The following is a 20,042-nucleotide window of genomic DNA, read 5'->3' as shown; positions in this document are numbered from 1 at the left end:
GGGAACCCAAGCTTAACACCGATCCCGGGGAGGCAAGCTCGCCGCGCCCTGGAGCTTTCTCCATCCGGAACGGGAATAGACTGCGGCGCCGCCCGATAGCGCAGGTGAAGCCCGGAGGAGGTGCGAGAGCGCCCGCGGGCAGGCGACGTCAGCGAGGCGCTGGCGCGCCGGAGCGCGCGCCCTGCGCTCCCCAGGAGAGCCCTCCGCTCTCGACGACGCCGGGCCAGGAATCGACGTACTCCGACGGCTCGCCGGGCCCGGAGGCGTCGATCCAGAAGAGGCGGCCGGTGCCGGGGCGGCGCACGTCGACGTGGACGAACTTGCTGTTCGGGTAGAACCCGCAGCCGACGTCGTCGAGCGTGCGACAGAACTGGAACAGCGCCGCGTTCGGGACGCCCATGACGAGGATGTCCATGGCGCGCCCCTCGGCGTGCTGGCTGTGGTGGCCGCCGGAGGCCTTCCCCCGCGCCGGCCCGTCGCTGGCGGGGCGCGGCCGGTACCCGCTGAAGATGTGGACCCCGCGGCGCGGGAAGGCGTCGGCGATCTGCTGGAGCGCCCAGAGCAGGCGCGGGTGGACGAGGCGGACCTGGGGCACCCACTCGAGCGCCCGCTGCCACGTGCCTTCGTCGGGCTCGTCGGGCAGCAGCTCGCCCGGGTCCGGCGCCTCGGGGGGGCGCGCCATGATCGACAGGCGATCGAGCGCGCCGGGCGCGACGGAGCCGTCGCAGCGCACGAGCTCGAAGGCGTCGTGCTGTCCGCCGTACCGGGCGAACTGGACCGGGCCCCGGCGGCAGCGAAAGGAGGGCGGCTGCTTCTTCGGCGGGTCCCAGAGCAGATCGAAGCCGTTCGACGAGAGGCTCGGCCCCGTGGTCGCGAGGAACGGCGGCCCGAGGATCGGATCGAGCTGGCGGAGCCACGCCGGCGCGGCCGGATCGAGGTGAAGGGATCCGGGCGGCTCGAACGGGGAGAAGGGCGAGTACGCGCTCGCGAACGCCGGGGCGCCGGGGGCGGCGGCGGCGAGGCCGCGCTCGCCGAGTTCGGCGGCGTCCGGGCGCGCGCTGCCCCAGGCGAGCTGCCACCACGGCTGCTGCTGCCATTTCCCGTACGCGCTGCTCATGTAGAGCCGGAGCGGGCCGGGGCGCTCGACGGCGGCGTTGCGGAAGGCGCGGAGGAGCGGCAGCTCCGGCGCGAGCGTCTCGTTCAGGTTGAAGCTCGCGCGCTTCGGCGGCTCGTCGAGCAGGCTGGCGCCGGCGTCCGGCGGGGCGGCGACGAGCGCGACGGCGAGGCCGACGGCGGCGGCGAGGCTGGGGACGGCGGCGCGGGACGTTGCCGGCATGGGGGTCGACGAGGAAGGGCGAGACGGGCGAGGGAAGGTAGCTCACCCGGGGGGTGGGCGACCCTGATTTGCCACAAACCGCCAGCGCGGGGGATGAAAACCCACCTGGGCGCGGCCGAGGCCCTCGGCCAGGGTTGTTCGCCGCTCGCGCGGCCGGCGGGTTCGGGGCGGAGCCCCGAGGAAACAGAGCCAGTACCGCGGGTCAGAAATCCTGCCAGGCATCTGCCTCGCGAGCGAAGAGAGATTTCAACGCAAAGACGCCAAGAGCGCAAAGTCGCAAAAATGAACGAAATTTATTCTTTTTGCGCCTTTGCGCCTTTGCGTTGAAATCTCGCTCCGGATCCCCGGCCGGACTTCTTGGCGGGCGGACCTACCGGGCCGCGGAGGCGCGCGTCAGCCTGTCCCGCACGGCGTCCCACGCCGGATCCTCGGGGACGGCGGCGATGACGATCACGTCGCAGCCGGCGTCCTCGAGCCGGTGCAGCGCGGCGTAGAGCGCCGCCGCATAGCCGGCGGGATCCGCGGGGAGGAGCTCGGCGTGCGGCCCGGTCGCGGTGCGGCGGCCGTGCTCGATGGCGCCGGCGCGCGCGCCGGCCCGCGCGGCGCGCTCGATCTCGCCGCGGACGGCCTCCGCGGGGACCAGCGCCACGTGCGCGTGCGGGGCGTAGTGGCGCGCGTGCGTCCCCGGGGCCGGGGCGCGCTCGGCCGGGGCGGTGATCAGCCCGGCGGTCGTCTGGAGCGGCACGAGGGCGGCGATCGTCTCGGCGGCCACGTGCCCTGGGCGGAGCAGCCGCGCCGGCGAGGTCGTGACGTCGACGATGGTGGACTCGATGCCGACCGCGGTCGGTCCGCCGTCGAGGATGGCGTCGATGCGCCCGCCGAGGCTCTTCTCGACGTGCTCGGCGGTGGTCGGCGAGATCTCGGTGGAGCGGTTGGCGCTCGGCGCGGCGATCGGCAGCGCGACGGCGTCGAGCAGGGCGCGCGCGACAGGGTGCACCGGCACGCGGATCGCCACGGTCGGCCCGCCGGCGGCCACCTCGTCGGCGACGCGGTCGGGCCGGCGCGCGACGACGAGGGTGAGGGGACCCGGCCACATCGCCTGCGCGAGGCGCTCCGCGTCCGCCGGCCAGGCGTCGGCGAGCGCGCGGGCGGCCGCGACATCCAGGACGTGGACGATCAGCGGGTTGCCGGGCGGCCGGCCTTTCGCCGCGAAGATGCCGCGCGCCGCGCGCGTGTCGTCGGCGCGCGCGCCGAGTCCGTAGACCGTCTCGGTGGGGAAGGCGACGAGCCCTCCGCGGCGGAGGATCTCGGCGGCCCGTGCGATGGATGCCGCGTCCGCGGCGAGCCGCTCGGTTCGCATGCGCCGCGGTCCATGTTGCCCGTGCGCGCGGGAGGCAAACGAAAACCGACGGGGGCGGCCACGGATCGGCCGCGCGGCCGAGGGAGCGGCTGTCGCGGTCGGCGTCGATCCAGGGTGGCGCGGTCGTGGCAAGGCGGACGCGAGCACGCGCGCCGTCGTCGCCGTGGCCAAGAAAAATCGTCGCGGTGCAGCGGATTTCTGAGCGAGGACTGTTCGCCAACCACATGGCTGACGAACAGCCAGGGGGAGAAGCGTTCCAGCAGCAACGGACGCGCTGGCGAAGGATTTCGCATCGTCACAGGCGCTATCCGATACGCCCTATTCCAGCCTGTCGCCCGACGATGCGGTGTCAAATCGGCTCAGGTAAGGTGTGCCTCGTGCATCAAATTGGCATACCCAAGCATGGCCAGGATCGTACGCGGTAGTGCCTCCAATAGATACAGGCGGGGCCGCTTGCACACTCGGCAGCGCCTCGAGGATCTCCTCGCTCCCCGCACGCCATCGAAAGGACCATCTCGTCATCTCAGAAGGTCTCGGATGATGCGCATTCCGACGTTCGATGATGCGGCCTCGCGCATGGTGATACCAATCATTAAGCCGTTTGGCAACGTACAGATCCCCCGTGTGTGAAAACCATGCATCGAGCTCAGATCCGGCATTGATCGCATTGACGAACGCTTTGACTGGCGAGAGCCACTCTTGCGATAGCTGTCGTAGGAGAAGCTCGTCAAAGCGTGATAGTAAGAGACTGTGGCCTACCCGTCTGGGAAAGAGTCCGGCATGATAACGCCCAAGGTTGGCCAACTGCGGGTGGAATATGCTCCCAGATGCACAGAACCTGGAAAAGGCAACGGGCGAGCGGCGGCACCATAATTTCCAGAGCGTAGCCGCGAGAGCTGTCTCGAGCTTCGACCATTGGACCACAGGCGGCTTGCGTAGCAGAGCATCCGCGACATTGAGGACGATGGCCCTGCCTGGGTCGGGCCCTTGCGGAAATGTTCCAGCGGCGTCTGGGCTGAGATCAACGACGAACACCGCGCGCCCTCGCTCGACTACGGAAGCACAGATCCGACAGAGGCTCATCAGGCCGCCTGGTGTCGGCGGAAGCGCCACGCAGACCGGCGGCCCCTCAGAACGCGCAAGCTCTTCATTTAGCTCGGTAGACGGCTCTCCCCCCCAGTATCTAACGCGCGCAGCACGATGACGTTTCGGATCGACTCTTGACGGACCCAGCAGGAGACTGTCATCGTCGGCCACGACCGGGGATGCAACCTTGGCTAGCGCCGCTCCGGCAACCCTGCCGATGGCAACATAGATTGCATCCTGCATCAGCTCATTCATCATCTGAATCCGCACGATCTGCATTTGCACGCTGGCGGGTAGGGTGCGCCCGTTTGGCAGGCGTCGCGGCAACTTTCACACGGTGTATGGCCCCATTTGTCGCAGCCTGGATATCCCGTGATGCACTCGCCGCCGATGTCCTGGCAATCGACGAACATGTCTGTGCATGTCTTGTCGGGCGTGCACCCTGCCATCTCCTCAGTGGCGCCGCTCCCCACGTCGTCACCGTTTCCGAACCAGTCCCCCGTAGCTGCTGACCCCGGTGGGTATGGGGCTGCGGCCCCTGTGCCTTCCGTCCCCCTGAGATAGCACTCACCCACGTCGTAGTTGCACGCCCACACCGTGAGACCGAGAGGATAAGAACAACGATCGCCTTCATTTTCAGCCTGTGGCGCATGTCCATCCTCCAAGTCATTCCAGATGCGCGTGCGGAGGGGCGGTGTCAACTGTGATTCAGGGCACGAATTGCGTCCTTGCGGCTGCGGTTTATCAACCTCTCCGGGTCGAGGGGTCCGGTGCGGCGCCGTGGTTTCAGTCCTGAGCCTGCCGTCCGGCCGCAACGGCCCAGCGTTTGAGGTGCTTTACCTGGAGGAGAGGATCCGGCGGTGCCGTCCACCCGGTACGGCCGATCGTTCGGCTGTCCCCCGCGTGGTCTCGACCGGGCGCGGAGGCTCGCGGGGAGCCGGTGGACCGGTCGGGACCTGTCCATTCGTATGAAAAAATTCAATTTCTTCGGTTGGGACCTTCGTTCAGGCCTGAAAAGACCCGCGGCGATGGGTTGCGACCTTTCCGCGGCCTCGTAACGAGCGCCGGCGCTGGTCGTGACCTCCGTGGCACCTCCTTTTCAGGCGGCCGGGTTGGTCTCGATTCGTCGGAAACTGGCGGTTCGCTTGACGGGCTCTGCCGCCTCGTCATCTCCTGACCGGACACGCTGTACCCCGGACGAGGAGGTCTATGCGATGTTGAAGCACCTGATGATCGAAGAGATGGTTGCGCTCGTGTCCCCGTGGGTCGAGAGCGCGCAACGGAAGCGGATGTTCCTCTCGATACCCGAGATCGCCGGCCTGCACCCGAAGGTGATCACAGCCCACGAGGCCGTGCTCGCGGTGCGCCCGAGCAAGGCTGGGCCATCGGCCAGGATGAGCGCCTTGAACGAGGAGGTCGCGCGGGTCGACGAGCGCCACGATCACCTCGCCAGGGCCGTGTGCTGGGGCATCGACGCGCACCGCGAGCATTGCCTTGGAGAGGACCCTCCGGAGAGAGGGCGCGCCGCGACTTGCGACCAGGTGCAACCGAAGCTGTTTCCGAACGGGCTCACCATCATCAAGGCCTCGCCGACCGCGGAGGCGGGCAACACCGCGCGGATCGCCCGGCTCCTCGATGAGGAGCCGTCGATCGGCGAGTTCCTGAAGGGGATCCCGGTGGCCGGGAAAACAACGCTGCTCCACACGACGCAGCGGTGGATCAAGACGGGCAAGGAGCTCGAGGCGATCGAGCACCAGCGGGACGAGCTCGCCGCGAAGGAGAAGACGGCGCCGGTGACCAAGGCGACGATCGCGGCGGCGCGCAGCCAGTGGTTCCGGGTCGTGTCCGCGGTGCTCTCCAACCTGGAGCTCTCCGACGCCCCGGCCGAGGCGATCGAGACGATCCGCGGGCCCGTGCTGAAGGCCTCGGAGCGGGCTGGCAAGCGGTATGGCGGGACGGTCGCGGGCGAGGGGCCGAGCCTGGAGGAGCCGGGGGAGCCGGCGGTGGGTGAAGTCGAAGAGGCCGCGGGCGCCGCGGGCGGCGAGCTCGTGACCTGAGTCGGCCCCGCCAGCGCTGCGAGCCCGGGGCGCTGGCGACGGCCAGGGGTGGCGAGGGGAAGGGCCGACGAGCTGCGCCGCGTGCCCGGCCAGCGTGATGCTCGCCGCGTGGCGCGACCGCCCGTGGCCGCCTTGCCAGCCCGCGGACCGCCGGGCAGGCTTCGCCCATGGGCCAGCCCGCCGAGAAGCAGCGCCGCGCCACGTATGCCGATCTCGAAGCCGTCCCACCGAACAAGGTAGCGGAGCTCATCGGGGGCGTGCTCCACGTCATGCCCCGGCCGGCACCGCGGCATTCCAGGGCTGAGAGCGCGCTGCAGGGGGAGCTCTTCGGCCCGTTCGACCGCGGCCGCGGTGGGCCCGGCGGCTGGACCCTCTTGGTCGAGCCCGAGCTCCACTTCCCCGATCCCGACGCGCCAGGCGAGATCGACGCAGTCGTGCCTGACCTCGCCGGCTGGCGCAGCGAGCGCATGCCTGAGCTACCCGAGACGGCCTACTTCGAGCTCGCCCCGGACTGGATCTGCGAGGTGCTGAGCCCGTCGACCGAGGAGCACGACCGCGACGAGAAGATGCCGATCTATGCGCGCGAGGGCGTGCGGTACGCGTGGCTGGTCGACCCGATCGCGCGGACGCTCGAGGTCCACGTGCTCGGCGCGGATCGCCGATGGGGGCCGGCGGTCGTCCACCGCGACGCCGCGCGCGTCCGCGCCCAGCCCTTCGATGCCATCGAGCTCGAGCTCTCGGTGCTCTGGGCGAAGTAGCCGGCCGCCCCGCTGGCGGCGCGCTCGGGCAGCACCGCTGCCGCGCGGTCAGCCGGAACTTCTTCATACGCCCCCGCACGCGAGGCCGATGCGCCCCGCGCCGGTGGCTTCCCCCACGCGCGCTGGTTGTCTTCGCTGCGGTCCATGTCGCGCATGCGCACGGAAGGCAGACGACAACCGACGCGGCGGCCCCCCGGACGCGCCGAACTCGCCGCGCTCACGGCTCCACTACACGGCCGAGGGAGCGGCCGTCGCCGTCGGCGTCGATCCAGAGCGGCGCCGTCATCGCGAACGGCAGGATCTCGCCCGGATCCCCGGTGAGCACCGGCTCGAGCGGCCGCCGCCCCCGGACGATCGCGACCACGAAGGTGTCCTCGGCGACGGAGATCGCGCCGCGCGCGCTCTGCCCGGGCCGCTGGTCGCCAGGCGCACCGCCGGCCGAGGCGCCCGGCCGCGGCGGTCGCCGCCCGCCGCCGGTTTCGAGGACGACGGGGATCGCGATCTCGTCGAGGAGCGCGCCCGCGGGCGTCGTGCGCGCGCCTTCCAGGGGGATCGGCGCGCCGCGCGCGACGCCGCCGACGAGCACGTGGAGCTCGCGCGCGTCGACCCAGGGGGCGCGCTCGACGCGGATCGAGAGCGACAGCGGCCCGCCGCGGGACCCGCGCCGCATCGAGGCGACGCCGCCCTGACGCGTGTCGCCGAGGCGCATCGTCACGAACGGGCCGTTCGTGATCACGACGTCGCGCCGGCGCCGCAGGCCCGCGACGAGGTCGGCCACGTCGAGCCGGCCCGGATCCTCGTCGGCCACGGCGATGTACGTGCGCGGGTAACCCGCCTCCGCGCCGTGCAGCCCGTGGGTGTCGCTGGTCGCCGTCGGCGTGACCGGGCGGGACGCGCGGAGCAGCGCCCAGAGCTCCTCGAGCGCGCGGTCCCGCGCGGCAGCCCCGCGCCCGGTCCAGACCTCGACGGCATCGGCGCCGGCGCCGTCCCCGACGATCTGCGCGAGCAGGCTCGGACCCTGGTCCGGCGCGCCCTGCGGCGCCCCGGCCGCGTGCAGCGGGGAGCCGCCGCCGTGCAGCGGGGAGCCGCCGCCGTGCTGCCGGCTCACCTGGACGACGCGCTCGCCGGGCAGCGCACGCACCTCGCGGAGGATCTCGCCCGCGGTCTCGTCGGCCCACCGAAGCGCGCCCTCGCGGGGCGCGGCCGCCTCCGCGCCGAGCGGGAACACGCTGAGGCTCCCGAGCCCGGCGCCGCTCCGGCCGCTCGTGAGCTCCACGCCCGGGAGCATGCGCAGCTGCGACTCGAGCCCCAGGAGGGCGATGTCCCGCCGGAGATCGGAGGCGAGGGCGAGGTTGTGCTCGCTCGTCACCGCGCACTCCACGCCTTCCGCCAGGTTCGACACGATCCGCGCGGTCGTGTCGACGCCCGCGTCGGCGCTCTGCGCGGTGTGCTGCCGGAGGTCGCAGGCGATGTAGCCCGACGTGTCGACCACCCGCGCCAGCGTGAGATCGAGCCGCGACCTGCCGCCGTCGGCGATGTCGACCGTCGCCTCGGCCAGCGCGTACTCGGGCCCGCGCGAGGCGACGACCCGGAACCGCCCCGGGGGCAGGGGGATCTGGAGCTCGCCCGTGAGCGAAAGGTGGGGCGGCGATACGGCCTTGCCGGTCGTGGCGTCGAAGAGGCTGACCTTCGCCGGCGTGAACGGACCGAGGAGATCCGCGTCCTCGGCGGGCTCCGGGGCGCCGCGCTCTTGCAGCTGGAGGTCGAGCCGGCCGGCGCCGGAGAGCGCGAGCCGCGCGGGGGCGATCTCGCCGGCGCGGATCCGGATCCGAGCGCTCCCGAGCGCGCGGCGGCCGCTCCCTTCGAAGCCGACGAGGTAGAGGCCGGGCGGGGCCTCGGCGGCGAGCGGCGCGTCCTCGCCGGTCCGCAACCACAGATCGAGCGCGCCGGCGGCCGGCGCGGCGCCGCCCTCGGCGATCGGGGTCAGCGTCGCCCTGCCGGCGAGCCGCGGGAGCGGCGCGCCGCGGGCGTCCACGAGCGCGAGCGCCACCCCGCCGGGCGCGCCGCCGCCGAGGAAGAAGAGCTCCGTCGCGACGGCGAGCGAGTCGCCGCGGGGCGCGATCGCGAGGACCCGCTGGTAGGCAGCGCGCCCGCCGGGCGGCAGCGCGGCCTGCCGGGCGAACGTCGCGTCGCTGAAGCCGGCGCCGCTCCGCGCGCGGATCGTCGCGCCGTCCGCCGGGGCGAGCGCGTACGCGACGCCGGCCCCGACGCCGGCCAGGTACGGCGCCTCGTGCTCGCCGCGGTGCCCCGGCGCCACGCCGGGCGCGACGTGCTCCGCCGACCCCCAGTGGACGACGTCGCCGAGGTCGAGCGCCTCGACCGGGCGGTCGCCGTCGTTCCGGAGCGACGTCGCGATCACGACCGCCCGGTCGCGCGGCCCGAGCGTGTAGCGGGTGGTGACGGAGAGCGCGCCGCCGGCGAGCTCGCGCCCGCGCACCTCGCCGCGCGCCTCGATCCAGGCGGCGCCGTCCTCGCCGGCGCCCGCCGCGATGTCGCGGTAGAGCACCTGCCGCGGCGGCGCGCCGATCCGCGGGACGATCTGCCCGAGCTCGTCGCGCCGCGCCCGCGCGTCCGCCGCGTCGATGAGGTGGCCGCCGCTCTCGGCGAGGCCGGTCCCCGGGCCCAGCTGATCGACGACCACGGCGATCTCGTCGTTCTCGAGCACGTAGTCGCCGCGCCGCCCCGCCGCGAGCGGCCCCGAGAGCGCGTCCGCGGGCCCCGTGATCCGCCGGACGCGCGCCGGCCGCGCCGCGCCTTCGGCCCTCGGGCAGAGCTCGCCCTGCTCCCCGCCGCCGTGCCCCCACCGGCAGAGCATGCCGAGGCGCCCGGCCGCGCCGGAGGACACGACGACGCTGCCGCCCTGCACGGGCGGCGCGCAGGTCGCGCTGGCGAGCGCGAGGGCGGCCAGGCCCGCAGGGCTCAGGGAGCGGCGCGCCGTGCGCCAGACGCGCGCGGGGAAAGCGGGGGGGCGGAGGGAGCTCTCGGGCGAGCGGATCATCGGTGCTGTTCCGATGCGCGGCCGCGGCGCGGCTTGGGTCAGGACCGATCGGTGGCGGTCACGCCGCCGGCGGCTCGTCTACTCGTCGTCCGCCATCTCCGGGTAGTCGCCGGGCGCGAGGTTGTCGAACCGGGTGCACGACGCGGTGAACCGCGTCATCACCTTGCCCGTCGGCCCGTTGCGCTGCTTGGCGACGATGAGCTCCGCGATGCCTTTGTGGTTGGTCGTCTCCGCGTTGTAGTACTCGTCGCGGTAGATGAAGATGATGTTGTCGGCGTCCTGCTCGATCGCGCCGGACTCGCGGAGGTCCGACAGCTGAGGGCGCTTGTCCTTGGTGGTCCGGGTCTCGACCGCGCGGTTCAGCTGGGAGAGCGCGATGACCGCCACCTTGAGCTCCTTCGCGAGCTGCTTGAGCCCGCGGGAGATCTCGCTGATCTCCTGCTCGCGGCTGTTCACGCCGTCCCGCCCCTTCATGAGCTGCAGGTAGTCGATGACGACGAGCCCGATGCGCCGCCCCGAGCTGCCGTCGCTGGGCGCCCGGTCGTACTCGGCCTGGATGCGCCGCACCTTGGCGCGCAGCTCGAGGAGGGTGATCGCCGGCGTGTCGTCGACCCAGACGGGCAGGGTCGAGAGGAAGGACGCGGCCTCGGTCAGGCGGCGCCAGTCGTCGGGCTGCAGGAAGCCCTGGCGGAGCTTGCCGAGGTCGACGCGGCCCTCGCAGCAGACCATACGTGTCGCGAGCTGCTCGCGCGGCATCTCGAGCGAGAAGACGGCGGCGCCGAAGCCGGGCTCGTGCCGCTCGATGCCGTGCCCCGCCTGGTCGGGGCCGGGGGAGCTCACCGTGCGCGGCGACGCCACGTTCACGGCGAGGTTGAGGACGAACGACGTCTTGCCCATGCCGGGGCGCGCGGCGATGATCGTGAGGTCGCCGTCGTGCAGGCCGGCCGTCTTGGCGTCGAGCTTCTCGTACCCGGTCGAGATGCCCGTGATGCGGTCGCCGCGCTCCGCGGCCGCGGTGATCTGCTCGAACGCGGCCTTGAGCACCTGCGCGAGCGGCTGCGTCGCCGTCCCCTGGGGCGTGCGCGCGAGCTGGTAGACCGACTGCTCCGCGCCGTCGATGAACTCCTGCACCACGCCGACGTCGCCGTACCCCTCGGCCGCGACGCGCTGGCACGTGGCGATGAGCTGGCGCACGCGCCACTTCTCGTAGACGACGCGCGCGTGCGCGCCGACGTGCGCGACCGCCGGCGTCGCGTCCGCGAGCTGGGCGAGGTACGCCGCGCCGCCCACCTGGGCAAGGCGCTCCCGGTCGCGCAGCCAGGAGGCCACCGAGACGATGTCGAGGGGCGTGCCGGCGGACGCGAGCTCCTGCGCGGCCTCGTAGACGCGGCTGTTCGCCTCGCTGTAAAAATGCTCCGCCTTCAGGATCTCGAGCACCCGATCGAGCGCATCGCGGTGCAGCAGGATGGCCGAGAGCACCGCCGCCTCGGCGTCGAGGTCGTGCGGCGGCACACGTCCGGCGACGATGGGAGGCTCGATCCTCTGAGGCCGCTGGCCCCGGCGATCCATCATTCTCATCATCCGTGCATCTCCTCCCCACCGATTACCCCCATCCCGCCCCGAGCTTTTCCACAGGCGCCGAAATGGGCGACGCCCCGAAGGCGCAACGGTCCTTCGGGGCGTCGGGTGCAGGGTCGATTTCCGTCTATCAGAACATGGGCAGCCCTGAGAAGGGTTTCTGTTTGCATTGCAGTGAGCGTTCGTGCGGTGGGCATCCCAATGCAGGTTCCACGTTGGAGGGCCGCCGCTCCGATCGCGGGGCAGCGGCGCGCCGAGGCGCTGCCGAGGGCGGCAAGGTATGGAAATTGAGCAACCCCGGTCTCATCGCCATTTCCTTTCCCGCTTGACTCAGCTGCGATGACGCTTCGCGCCCGGGCATGCGCCGTCGCGGGGAGCCGCCATTGTGGATCACAAAACGCGTCAAACAAGGATTGAACCCACCGAAGTGGTCTGCGTGGGCGAAGCGCTGTGGGACCTCTACGCGCCGGAGGGCATTCCGCTAGAGCGGGCAAAATTGCTGCGCCGCGTGCCGGGGGGCGGCGCGGTGAACACCGCGACGGCGCTCGCCCGGCTCGGCGTGCCTTCGGGGCTGTGCGCTGCGCTGGGCGACGACGCCCTGGGGCGCGGGCTGAAGGATGAGGTCGCTGCGGCCGGCGTCGATGTGGGCCGGCTCGCGCTGGGCGCGGCGCGCACCGGGCTGATGTTCGTGGCGATCGCGCGCGGCGAGGCGCGCTTCGTCGGCTACCGGCAGGGGGAGCTCGAGGCGCGCGCGCTCGCCGCGGCGCTGCCGGCGCGATGGCAGACCCGGGTCGTGCACTTCACCGGGATCGCGCCGGTGCGCGGGGCGATCGGCGCGTTAGCGCGGGCAGCGGCGGGCGCCCGCCGCGAAGGGTGCGCCGTCTCGGTCGACATCAACGCGCGCCCGCGGATGTGGCCGCGCGCCGGGCGCGCCGCGCCGCATCCGGGGGCGGACGTCGGCGTGCGCGGCTGCTTCCGGCTGTTCGCGCAGGCGGACCTCGTGAAGTGCAGCACCGGCGACCTCGACGTGCTGGGGATGACGGCGCGCGCGCTCCGCGAGCGGCTCCGGCCCGAGGCGACGCTGGTCGTCACCGACGGCGCGCGGGCGACGCTCGTGCTCGGCCCCGAGGGCGAGCGCGCGGTCGCGCCGCGCCCGGTCCGTCCGCTCGATCCGACGGGGGCGGGGGATGCGTTCTGCGCCGGGATGCTGGCGAGCCTCGTGTGGGAGGAGCAAAAGCGGTGGGCAGACCCGGCGCTCCTGCTGCGCGCGGTGGCGCGGGGGCACGACGTCGCGCGGGCGTGGGTGAGGCGGAAGCGCGGGTGAGGCGGGCGTGGGCGGCGGGAGCGCGGGCGAGCCGCGCTTTGCGGACGAGGTGGAAGCGCGGGCGAGCCGCGCTTTGCGGACGAGGTGGAAGCGCGGGCGAGCCGCGCTTCCGGGCGCTACTTGGCGGCGACCGTGACCTCGACCGACGCCGTGATGGACGGGGCGAGGCGGATCACGACGGTGTGGGCCCCGAGCGTCTTGAGCGTGTCGGTCTCGATGCGACGCCGGTCGACGCTGAAGCCCTGCGCGGCGAGCGCCTCTTCGATGTCGCGCGCCGTGACCGAGCCGTACAGCTTGTTGCCCTCGCCGACCGGGCGGCTGATGGTGAGCTTCACCTGGCTGAGCTTGCCCGCGAGCTGCTCGCCCTCGGAGCGCGTCTTGGCGGCCCGCGACTCGGCGACCCGCTTCTCGTGCTCGATCCGGGACACGTTCTCGGCGGTGGCGCCGATCGCGAGGCCGCGCGGGATGAGGTAGTTGCGCGCAAAACCGGGGCGAACCTTCACGAGCTCGCCGCTCTTGCCGACGTTGTGGAGGTCCTCCGTGAGGACCACATGGATGTGGGTTGCCATGATCGACCTCCTACGCCGTCACGGTGAACGGCAAGAGCGCGATGTTGCGCGCGCGCTTGATCGAGAGGGTCACCTTGCGCTGGTGGCGCGCGCAATTGCCGCTGATGCGGCGCGGGACGACCTTGCCGCGCTCGGAGATGAAGTACTTGAGCGCCTGCGGGTCCTTGTAGTCGATGATCAACGCCTTGTCCGCGCAGTAGCGGCAGACGCGCTTCCGGCCCGTACGGCGGCGCCCCGGGGCGTCCGCGTTCAGGTCGGGCGTGCGACCGAAGTCGCGATCGTCGTAGTCCCCGCCGCCGTTGCGGCCCATGTCACTGTTGCGGCCGTTCATTGCTCAGCTCTCCTCCTCGTCGGCGGCGCCTTCCGTCTCGGTCTCTTCAGCCTCGTCGAGCTCCGGCGGGGCCGCCTCGGAGCTCCGGTCCATGCGGCGCTCCGGCTCGATCAGGCCGAGCTGACGCTCGCGCGAATCGTCGCGGTCGTCCTCGAGCGGCGTGAGCTCGAGGCGCTCGAACTTCACGTCATCGTCGGCGATCGTGACGTCCTGGGCCTCGACGTCGTTGCGCACGAGCACCGTCTGGTACTTCAGCACGCCGTCGAAGAGGCGCAGGTTGCGCTCGATCTCGGAGACGACCTTCCCGCCCCCGAGGTACTTCAGGTACACGTACACACCGCGGCGGTGCTTGGCGATGTCGTACGCGAGGCGGCGGCGCCCCCACGTCTCGACCTTGGTCAGCCGGCCGGACTCGCGTCCGACGACCTCGGCGAGGCGCGACCCGATCCGCTCGGCGCCGTCGGCGTCGATGTCGGGTCGCAGGATGTAGATGGTCTCGTACTCTCTGGCGCGCCCGGGCGCCGTTACCTGTCGGCTCATTCTTCGGTCTTCCCTCTCGGCCTGTGGCCCCGGGGCGACGCCCCGGAGCGAGGAAAGGAGCAGCCTGTCGAGCGACGCACCGGCGAGCTCGACAATCTGTCTCCATCGAGGATCAGGGCTTCTGCGTCGGGGGGAGGGGATCCCTCTCTCCCTTCGCGGCAGGGGCTGGATCTCCCGACCCGTCCCCTTCGCCCTTCTGCCTCTTGCCCGGCTTGGGCCGGGTATTTCGAACGTTCATCGCGGCGTCGAAGCCGCGGGCGGCGACTTCTAGCACACTTTGGACAGCTTGCTTCAAGCAGTCGGGTAGGCCCGCGCGCTCGACGGCGTCGAACCCCGACAGCACGTAGTCCGCGACCTCGCCCCGGTAGCCCGCTGGCGGCCGCCCGATGCCGAGGCGGACGCGCCCGAAGTCGCCGGTGCCGCCGTGCGAGATGATCGAGCGCAGCCCGTTGTGTCCCGCGTGCCCGCCGCCGACCTTCAGGCGAACCGTGCCGAAGGGCAGATCGAGCTCGTCGTGGAGCACGATCAGCGAGGACGGCGCGACCTTGAAGAAGGCCATCGCCGGCTGCACGCTGCGCCCCGACTCGTTCATGAAGGTCATCGGCTTGAGCAGGATCGCCGGCTGCCCGGCGATCTCTGCCTTCGCGTGCACGCCCGAGAACTTCTCGCGGAACGGATCGGCCCGGACCTCGTCGGCCAGCGCGTCGATGGCCATGAAGCCGACGTTGTGCCGGTGAGCGGCGTATTCCTTGCCCGGATTTCCCAGGCCGACCACGAGCAGCATGACGAGCGGGTTCTGCTGAGTCCCTGGAATCGAAGCAGGCCGAGCAGGCCTAGCAGGCGACGACGCGCGGGGACGCCGCGCAGGGCAGGGCGGGCCGCGCGCGCCTCGTGGTGTCGAGGCGAGGGGCGGCCCGCTCCCGCGCCGGGGCTACTTCTTGTCCTTCTTGTCGCCCGCGGCAGCACCGCCCTTCGCGGGAGCGGCCGCGGCGCCGGCCGGAGCAGCGGCCGCCGCCGGCGCGCCGGCAGCGGGCTTCGCCTCTTCCTCGGCGCTAGCCTTCTCGGGCGCGTTGACGACCGCGATCGTCTGGTCGTCGGCGAGCAGGGCCTTCACGCCCTCGGGCAGCGTCAGACCGCTGGCCTTGTACGACTCGCCCATGTCGAGCTCGGTCACGTCGATCTCGATGAACGACGGGATCTTCTCGGGCAGGCACCGCACCGGGATCGTGCGGAAGATCTGCTGGAGGATGCCGCCGGTGACGACGCCCTTCGGCTTGCCCACGCAGCGGAAGGGGATCTGCACGTCGACGGGCTGATCGAGCTTCACCTGGATGAAGTCGGCGTGGACGAGCTCCCGTGAGATCGGGTGGTAGTCGTAATCGCGCACCATGACGGTGAGCGTCTCGCCGTTCTCGATGGCGAGCTCGACCACGGAGTTCTTGCCGTGGTCGGAGCCGAGCACCTGAAGGAGCGCCTTCGGCGAGACGGCGACCGACTGCGGCGCGAGCTCGCGCCCGTAGGCGATGGCGGGAATCTGTCCGGCGCGGCGCAGGCGGCTCGACGCGCTCTTGCCGCTATCCTCGCGCCTCGTGGCGTTGAGCTTGATGATCTCCATGACGACGGCTCCAGAAGTGTTCCGGAGGCCCGCGGTGCGGTCCACTCCGGCGTAGGGTGCGGCGCTATAGCAAAACGAAGAAGAGAAAGTCGAGCCTTCGTCGCCGGGCGACGCATTTTGTTGCGTGAGCGCGGGGCGACAGGGGCGCCCGCGCGCCCTGCCGCCGGACGCGCGCCGCCGGTCAGACGAAGAGCGAGCTCACCGAGTCCGAGTGGTGGATGCGGCGGATCGCCTCGGCGAGCAGCCGCGCCACCGAGACGACCTTGAATTTACCGGAGGCCCTCGCCTCGTCCGAGAGCGGGATCGAGTTCGTCACCACGACCTCGGTGAGGGGGGAATCCTTGATGCGCTCGACCGCCGGACCCGACAGGACCGGGTGCGTCGCGCAGGCGGCGACGCTCCTGGCGCCCTGCTTGATCAGGGCGTTGGCGGCGTTCACCAGGGTGCCGGCGGTGTCGATGAGGTCGTCGAGGATGAGGCAGTGCTTGCCGGACACCTCGCCGATGATGTTCATGACCTCGCTCTCGTTCGCTCGCTCGCGGCGCTTGTCGATGATGGCGAGCGTGCCCTGGAGGCGCTTCGAGTAGGCGCGGGCCCGCTCCACGCCGCCGGCGTCCGGCGAGACGATGACCACGTCCTTGCCGTAGTGCTCGCGGAGGTGATGCTCGAGCAGCGCCGGCATCGCGTACAGGTGGTCGAACGGGATGTTGAAGAAGCCCTGGATCTGCCCGGCGTGCAGGTCGAGCGCGACGATCCGGTTCACCCCGGCGGCGACGATGAGGTCGGCGACCAGCTTCGACGTGATCGGCGTCCTCGGCGCGACCTTCCGGTCCTGCCGGGCATAGCCATAGTAAGGGATGACCGCCGTGATCGAGCCGGCCGAGGCGCGGCGGAGCGCGTCGACCATGATCAGGAGCTCCATCACGCTGTCGTTCACCGGCGAGCAGGTGGGCTGCACGACGTAGGTGTCGACGCCTCGGACGTTCTCCTGGATGACGCAGAACGTCTCCCCGTCGGAGAAGCGCGACACGCGCGACTTCCCCATCGGTTGCTCCAGAACCTGACAAATTTCCTGGGTAAGCGCGAAATTGGCGTTGCCGGAGAAGATACTGACTCTCTTAAACACGGCGCGCCTCCAGCCCATTTACGGGAGCGCGGCTCTATCAGCCAGGCATGGACACGTCAAGCAACTCTGTACATTGGACGCTTGGCTGTACAGGCGTATCGTGCCGGGCGACTCCCCTGTCCGCCGGCTTTTCGTTCGGCGCTCCTTCGGGTTAGGTAGCGGCTGTGGAGTATTTTGCTGCCGCCGCAGGCGGGCAGGATGGGCGCGCCGCGGTCGGGCCGCGGGGCAGCCTCGTCATCATCGGCAACTTCGACGGCGTCCACCGGGGGCACCAGGCGCTGCTCGCCGACGCGGCGCTGGACGCGGAGCGCCGGGGGCTCGATCCGGTGGCGCTCACGTTCGCGCCGCATCCGGCGAGCGTCCTTGGCCGCACCCCGCCGCCGACGCTGACGGCGCTGCCGCGCAAGATCGAGCTCATCCGCCGCGTGCAGCCCGCGATCCGGGTGGACGTGGTGACGTTCGACCGCGCGTTCGCGGCCCAGACGCCGGAGGAGTTCGTGCGGCGCGTGCTGCTCGATCGGCTCGCCGCGCGCGTCGTCCTGGTCGGCGCGAACTTCCGGTTCGGCCACGGGCGCGCCGGGGACTTCACGACGCTCGGGCGCCTCGGCGAGGATCTCGGCTTCGAGACGCGGTCGCACCCGCTCGTCGGCGACGCCGAGGGGGCGTGGTCGAGCACCCGCGTCCGCGCGGCCCTCGCGCGCGGGGATCTCGAGTCGGCCGAGCGGATGCTGTCGCGCCCGCACATGCTGTCCGGCGTCGTCGCGCAGGGGGCCCGGCGGGGCCGGACGATCGGCTTCCCCACCTGCAACCTCGACGAGATCGAGGAGGCGCTCCCGCCGTTCGGCGTCTACGCGACGCTCGTCGATCGGGTGACGCCGTCGGGCCGGGCGATCGCGCTCGCCCGCGGCGTGGCGAACCTCGGCGTCCGGCCGACGGTCGAGCCGTCGAGGCAGGCGCGGCCGAACCTCGAGGTGCACCTCTTCGACCTCGACGAGGATCTCTACGGCGCGGCGCTGCGGGTGCACCTGATCGCCCGGCTGCGCGAGGAGCGGCGGTTCTCGGGCCTGCCGGAGCTCAAGGCGCAGATCGCGCGCGACGCCGAGGCGGCGCGCGCGCGGCTCGCGCCGCTCGTCGAGGATCCGGCGGCGGAGGGCGCTTTTCGCTGAGCGGCCCCGCGACGTGGGCGAGCGTCGGATGTGGTAGCGTCCCCGGCGATGGAGCGCCGGGAGCTCGACGGACTGACGCGGGAGGAGCTGATAGCGCGCGCCGAGGGGCTCGGGGTGCCGCGGCCGCGCGTGCTCACGAAGGCCGAGCTCGTCGACGAGATCCTGGCGCGCACCGCGCAGGGCGAGCCGGAGCGGGCCCGCCTGCGCGGCTTCCTCGGGCGGGCGCGCGATCTGCTCTCGCGCGTTGTCGAGCGCGGCCTGCACATGCCGGAGACCGCGCGCGCGCTGCGCGGCGAGGCCCCGCCGGAGCCGTGGCCGCCGCCCCCGCCGCGGCCGCGGGCCACCACGACGCTTGCCGAGATCTACGCGTCCCAGGGGCATACGGACCGCGCCATCGCCGTGCTCGACGAGCTCCTCGCGCGCGAGCCGGAGCACGAGGAGGCGCGGCGGCTCCGGGAGCGGCTGATCGAGAAGGCGCAGCGCGCGCAGGGAGAGGGCGCGGAAGCGCGAGGCGCGGGCGCGGAGTACGCGGAGGAGGAGTACGCGGAGGAGGAGGACGCCGGCGCAGACACGGAGGCCGCGAAGGACGCTGGCGTCGAAGCCGCGGGCGCTCCTGCGCCGGGGGACGCCGGCTCGAGCGAGCCGATCGAGCCCCCCATCGCGGGCGAGCAGGACCGGCAGCCCGAGCCCGTCTCCGTAGCTTCCGAACCCGCCCCGGCGCCCCCGCCGCGCGATCCCTCGCCAGCGGATGCTCCGGCGCCGGCGGCCATCCCGGAAGGCGTCGCCGCGGGCGCGGCCCTCGGCCTGGCTGCGGCCTTGCAGGACGAGCGCGCGGAGCTGCCCGCGCGGTACAACGTCGACGAGATCGTCGGCCTCGCGGTCGATCCGGAGACGCTCTACGTCTACTGGGAAGTGCGTCCCCGGACGCTCGCGCGGGCGCGCGCTCGCCGCGCGGAAGGCCAGCTCGTGATCCGCGTGGTCGCGGTGCTCCCGAGCTGGGAGCGGCCGGTGGTCGCGCAGCGGGATCTCGCCATCGACGCGCTCTTCGGCGACATGTTCGTGCGCGACATCCCGGCCGGCGCGCACCTCCGGATGTGCACGGGCTGGCTCGACGGCGACGTGTTCGAGCCCTTTGCGGTGGGCCTCGAGGTCGCTGCGCCACGCCCGTTGCCGGTCGCGCCGAGGCCGCCCCCGCCGGAGCCTGAAGCTTCCGCACAGGCGGCGCTGCAGGACGAGATCCCGGCGGACGGCCCCACCGCACCGACGAGCGACGCGCAGCCGCGCCTCGAGGGCGCCGCCGGCGATGCGCTGTCCCCGGCGTCCGGCACGCTCGACGTGGCTGGAGCGTCGCTGCCAACTTCAGGTGCGAGCGGTCAGGCTGCGGGACCCGCCGCCGCGACGCAGGCTGCGAGCGCGGATCCCCTGGCCTCACCTCCACCGGCGCCGAGCCCGCCGGCCGCGCGCAGCCGCGCGGACACCGGGGCGCCCGCCGGCGGCAGCGATGTCGCCACGCAGGCTGCCGCGCCGGCCGCGGGCCGTGACACCGCTGCGGAAGCTGCCGTACCGGCCGCGAGCGGCGACGTGGCCACGGCGGCCCCCGCGCCCGTGTCGAGCAGCGAGACCGCTCCCGACGTTGCCGCACCGGCCCCGCTCGGCGGCCCCGTTCCCGGCGCGGTCACGCCCGGCCCCAGCGCAGCGATCCCTGCAGCACCGGCGCTCGTCCCGCCGAGCGAAGGGCCCGCCCGCTTCCCGGCGGGAACGGCGCCGACCTCGGAGGCGCTCGCGCAGGCGGTCGCGGCGACCCGCGGTCCGTCGAGCGAAGGGCCGCCCCGCTTCCCGGCGGGGACGGTGCCGACCCCGGAGGCGCTCGCGCAGGCGGTCGCGGCGACCCGCGGCGGGTCGAGCGACCTTGTCCGGGGGGGCGGCCGGGGCGCCTGGCCGGGGTCCAGCGGTCAGCCCCACGCCAGCGAGGCGCTCCGGCGCGCCGGCGCCGAGCAAGCCCGCTCCCTGGGCGGCGGAAGCGAGCTGCGCACCGGCGCCGAGCGGGCTCGGTCCCTCGGCGGCGGAACCCAGCTCTGGCGAAGCTTCGCCCCCCGGGCGCGCCCGCCTTCAGGGAACCGCTGAGCGAGCCGGACGAC

Annotated in this window: 15 protein-coding genes; 5 read left to right on the top strand and 10 right to left on the bottom strand. The window is 72.6% G+C overall.

Annotated features, from left to right (window positions below; genetic code table 11):
* Positions 1-148: 148 nt before the first annotated feature.
* Complete coding sequence (locus WMF36_RS36600) at positions 149-1,336, bottom strand: YcbK family protein (RefSeq protein ID WP_437575452.1); 1,188 nt, start codon at positions 1,334-1,336, stop codon at positions 149-151.
* Positions 1,337-1,706: 370 nt separating this feature from the next.
* Positions 1,707-2,696 (bottom strand): L-threonylcarbamoyladenylate synthase, encoded by a 990-nt coding sequence (locus WMF36_RS36595; protein WP_437575451.1) that lies wholly within the window; start codon positions 2,694-2,696, stop codon positions 1,707-1,709.
* Between the two features lie 2,300 nt (positions 2,697-4,996).
* Here WMF36_RS36595 and WMF36_RS36590 point away from each other — a divergent pair.
* Positions 4,997-5,839, top strand: a complete 843-nt coding sequence (locus WMF36_RS36590) for a hypothetical protein (protein WP_437575450.1) — start codon at positions 4,997-4,999, stop codon at positions 5,837-5,839.
* 167 nt (positions 5,840-6,006) lie between these two features.
* Positions 6,007-6,597 (top strand): Uma2 family endonuclease, encoded by a 591-nt coding sequence (locus WMF36_RS36585; RefSeq protein ID WP_437575449.1) that lies wholly within the window; start codon positions 6,007-6,009, stop codon positions 6,595-6,597.
* 217 nt (positions 6,598-6,814) lie between these two features.
* Here the strand turns inward: WMF36_RS36585 and WMF36_RS36580 are convergent, their stop codons facing one another.
* Together WMF36_RS36580 and dnaB are read right to left on the bottom strand one after the other, a co-directional pair.
* Entirely contained in the window at positions 6,815-9,655 is a 2,841-nt protein-coding gene (locus WMF36_RS36580) for a hypothetical protein (protein ID WP_437575448.1), read from the bottom strand.
* Positions 9,656-9,733: 78 nt separating this feature from the next.
* Complete coding sequence (dnaB, locus tag WMF36_RS36575; protein WP_437575447.1) at positions 9,734-11,236, bottom strand: replicative DNA helicase; 1,503 nt, start codon at positions 11,234-11,236, stop codon at positions 9,734-9,736.
* Between the two features lie 382 nt (positions 11,237-11,618).
* Between dnaB and WMF36_RS36570 the strand changes: the two genes are divergently transcribed.
* The gene (locus tag WMF36_RS36570; protein WP_437575446.1) at positions 11,619-12,557 is read left to right on the top strand and encodes a PfkB family carbohydrate kinase; all 939 of its coding nucleotides are present in this window, start codon (positions 11,619-11,621) and stop codon (positions 12,555-12,557) included.
* Positions 12,558-12,673: 116 nt separating this feature from the next.
* On the opposite strand, the gene rplI is transcribed toward WMF36_RS36570, so the two are convergent.
* The 6 genes from rplI to WMF36_RS36540 form a co-directional block, all read right to left on the bottom strand.
* The gene (gene rplI, locus WMF36_RS36565) at positions 12,674-13,126 is read right to left on the bottom strand and encodes a 50S ribosomal protein L9 (RefSeq protein ID WP_437575445.1); all 453 of its coding nucleotides are present in this window, start codon (positions 13,124-13,126) and stop codon (positions 12,674-12,676) included.
* A 10-nt stretch (positions 13,127-13,136) separates the two neighbouring features.
* A complete protein-coding gene (rpsR, locus tag WMF36_RS36560; RefSeq protein ID WP_437480642.1) occupies positions 13,137-13,457 on the bottom strand; it encodes a 30S ribosomal protein S18 in 321 nt (106 codons plus the stop codon).
* Between the two features lie 3 nt (positions 13,458-13,460).
* A complete protein-coding gene (rpsF, locus tag WMF36_RS36555) occupies positions 13,461-13,997 on the bottom strand; it encodes a 30S ribosomal protein S6 (protein WP_437575444.1) in 537 nt (178 codons plus the stop codon).
* A gap of 112 nt (positions 13,998-14,109) precedes the next feature.
* Positions 14,110-14,781 carry an aminoacyl-tRNA hydrolase gene (gene pth / locus WMF36_RS36550; RefSeq protein WP_437575443.1) on the bottom strand — a complete coding sequence of 224 codons (672 nt, stop codon included), beginning with the start codon at positions 14,779-14,781 and terminating at the stop codon, positions 14,110-14,112.
* Between the two features lie 147 nt (positions 14,782-14,928).
* A complete protein-coding gene (locus tag WMF36_RS36545; RefSeq protein WP_437575442.1) occupies positions 14,929-15,612 on the bottom strand; it encodes a 50S ribosomal protein L25/general stress protein Ctc in 684 nt (227 codons plus the stop codon).
* Positions 15,613-15,793: 181 nt separating this feature from the next.
* Entirely contained in the window at positions 15,794-16,756 is a 963-nt protein-coding gene (locus tag WMF36_RS36540; RefSeq protein ID WP_437480630.1) for a ribose-phosphate pyrophosphokinase, read from the bottom strand.
* 146 nt (positions 16,757-16,902) lie between these two features.
* Between WMF36_RS36540 and ribF the strand changes: the two genes are divergently transcribed.
* Both ribF and WMF36_RS36530 read left to right on the top strand, forming a co-directional pair.
* Positions 16,903-17,904, top strand: a complete 1,002-nt coding sequence (ribF, locus tag WMF36_RS36535; protein ID WP_437575440.1) for a riboflavin biosynthesis protein RibF — start codon at positions 16,903-16,905, stop codon at positions 17,902-17,904.
* A 30-nt stretch (positions 17,905-17,934) separates the two neighbouring features.
* Positions 17,935-20,028, top strand: coding sequence for a DUF4912 domain-containing protein (locus WMF36_RS36530; protein ID WP_437575439.1), 2,094 nt, complete (start codon positions 17,935-17,937; stop codon positions 20,026-20,028).
* Positions 20,029-20,042: the final 14 nt, after the last annotated feature.

The sequence above is a fragment of the Sorangium sp. So ce887 genome, assembly GCF_051521455.1.
GTDB lineage: Bacteria > Myxococcota_A > Polyangia > Polyangiales > Polyangiaceae > Sorangium.
Note: the sequence above shows the minus strand (reverse complement) of the source record. Positions and strands in the feature narration are given on the sequence as shown.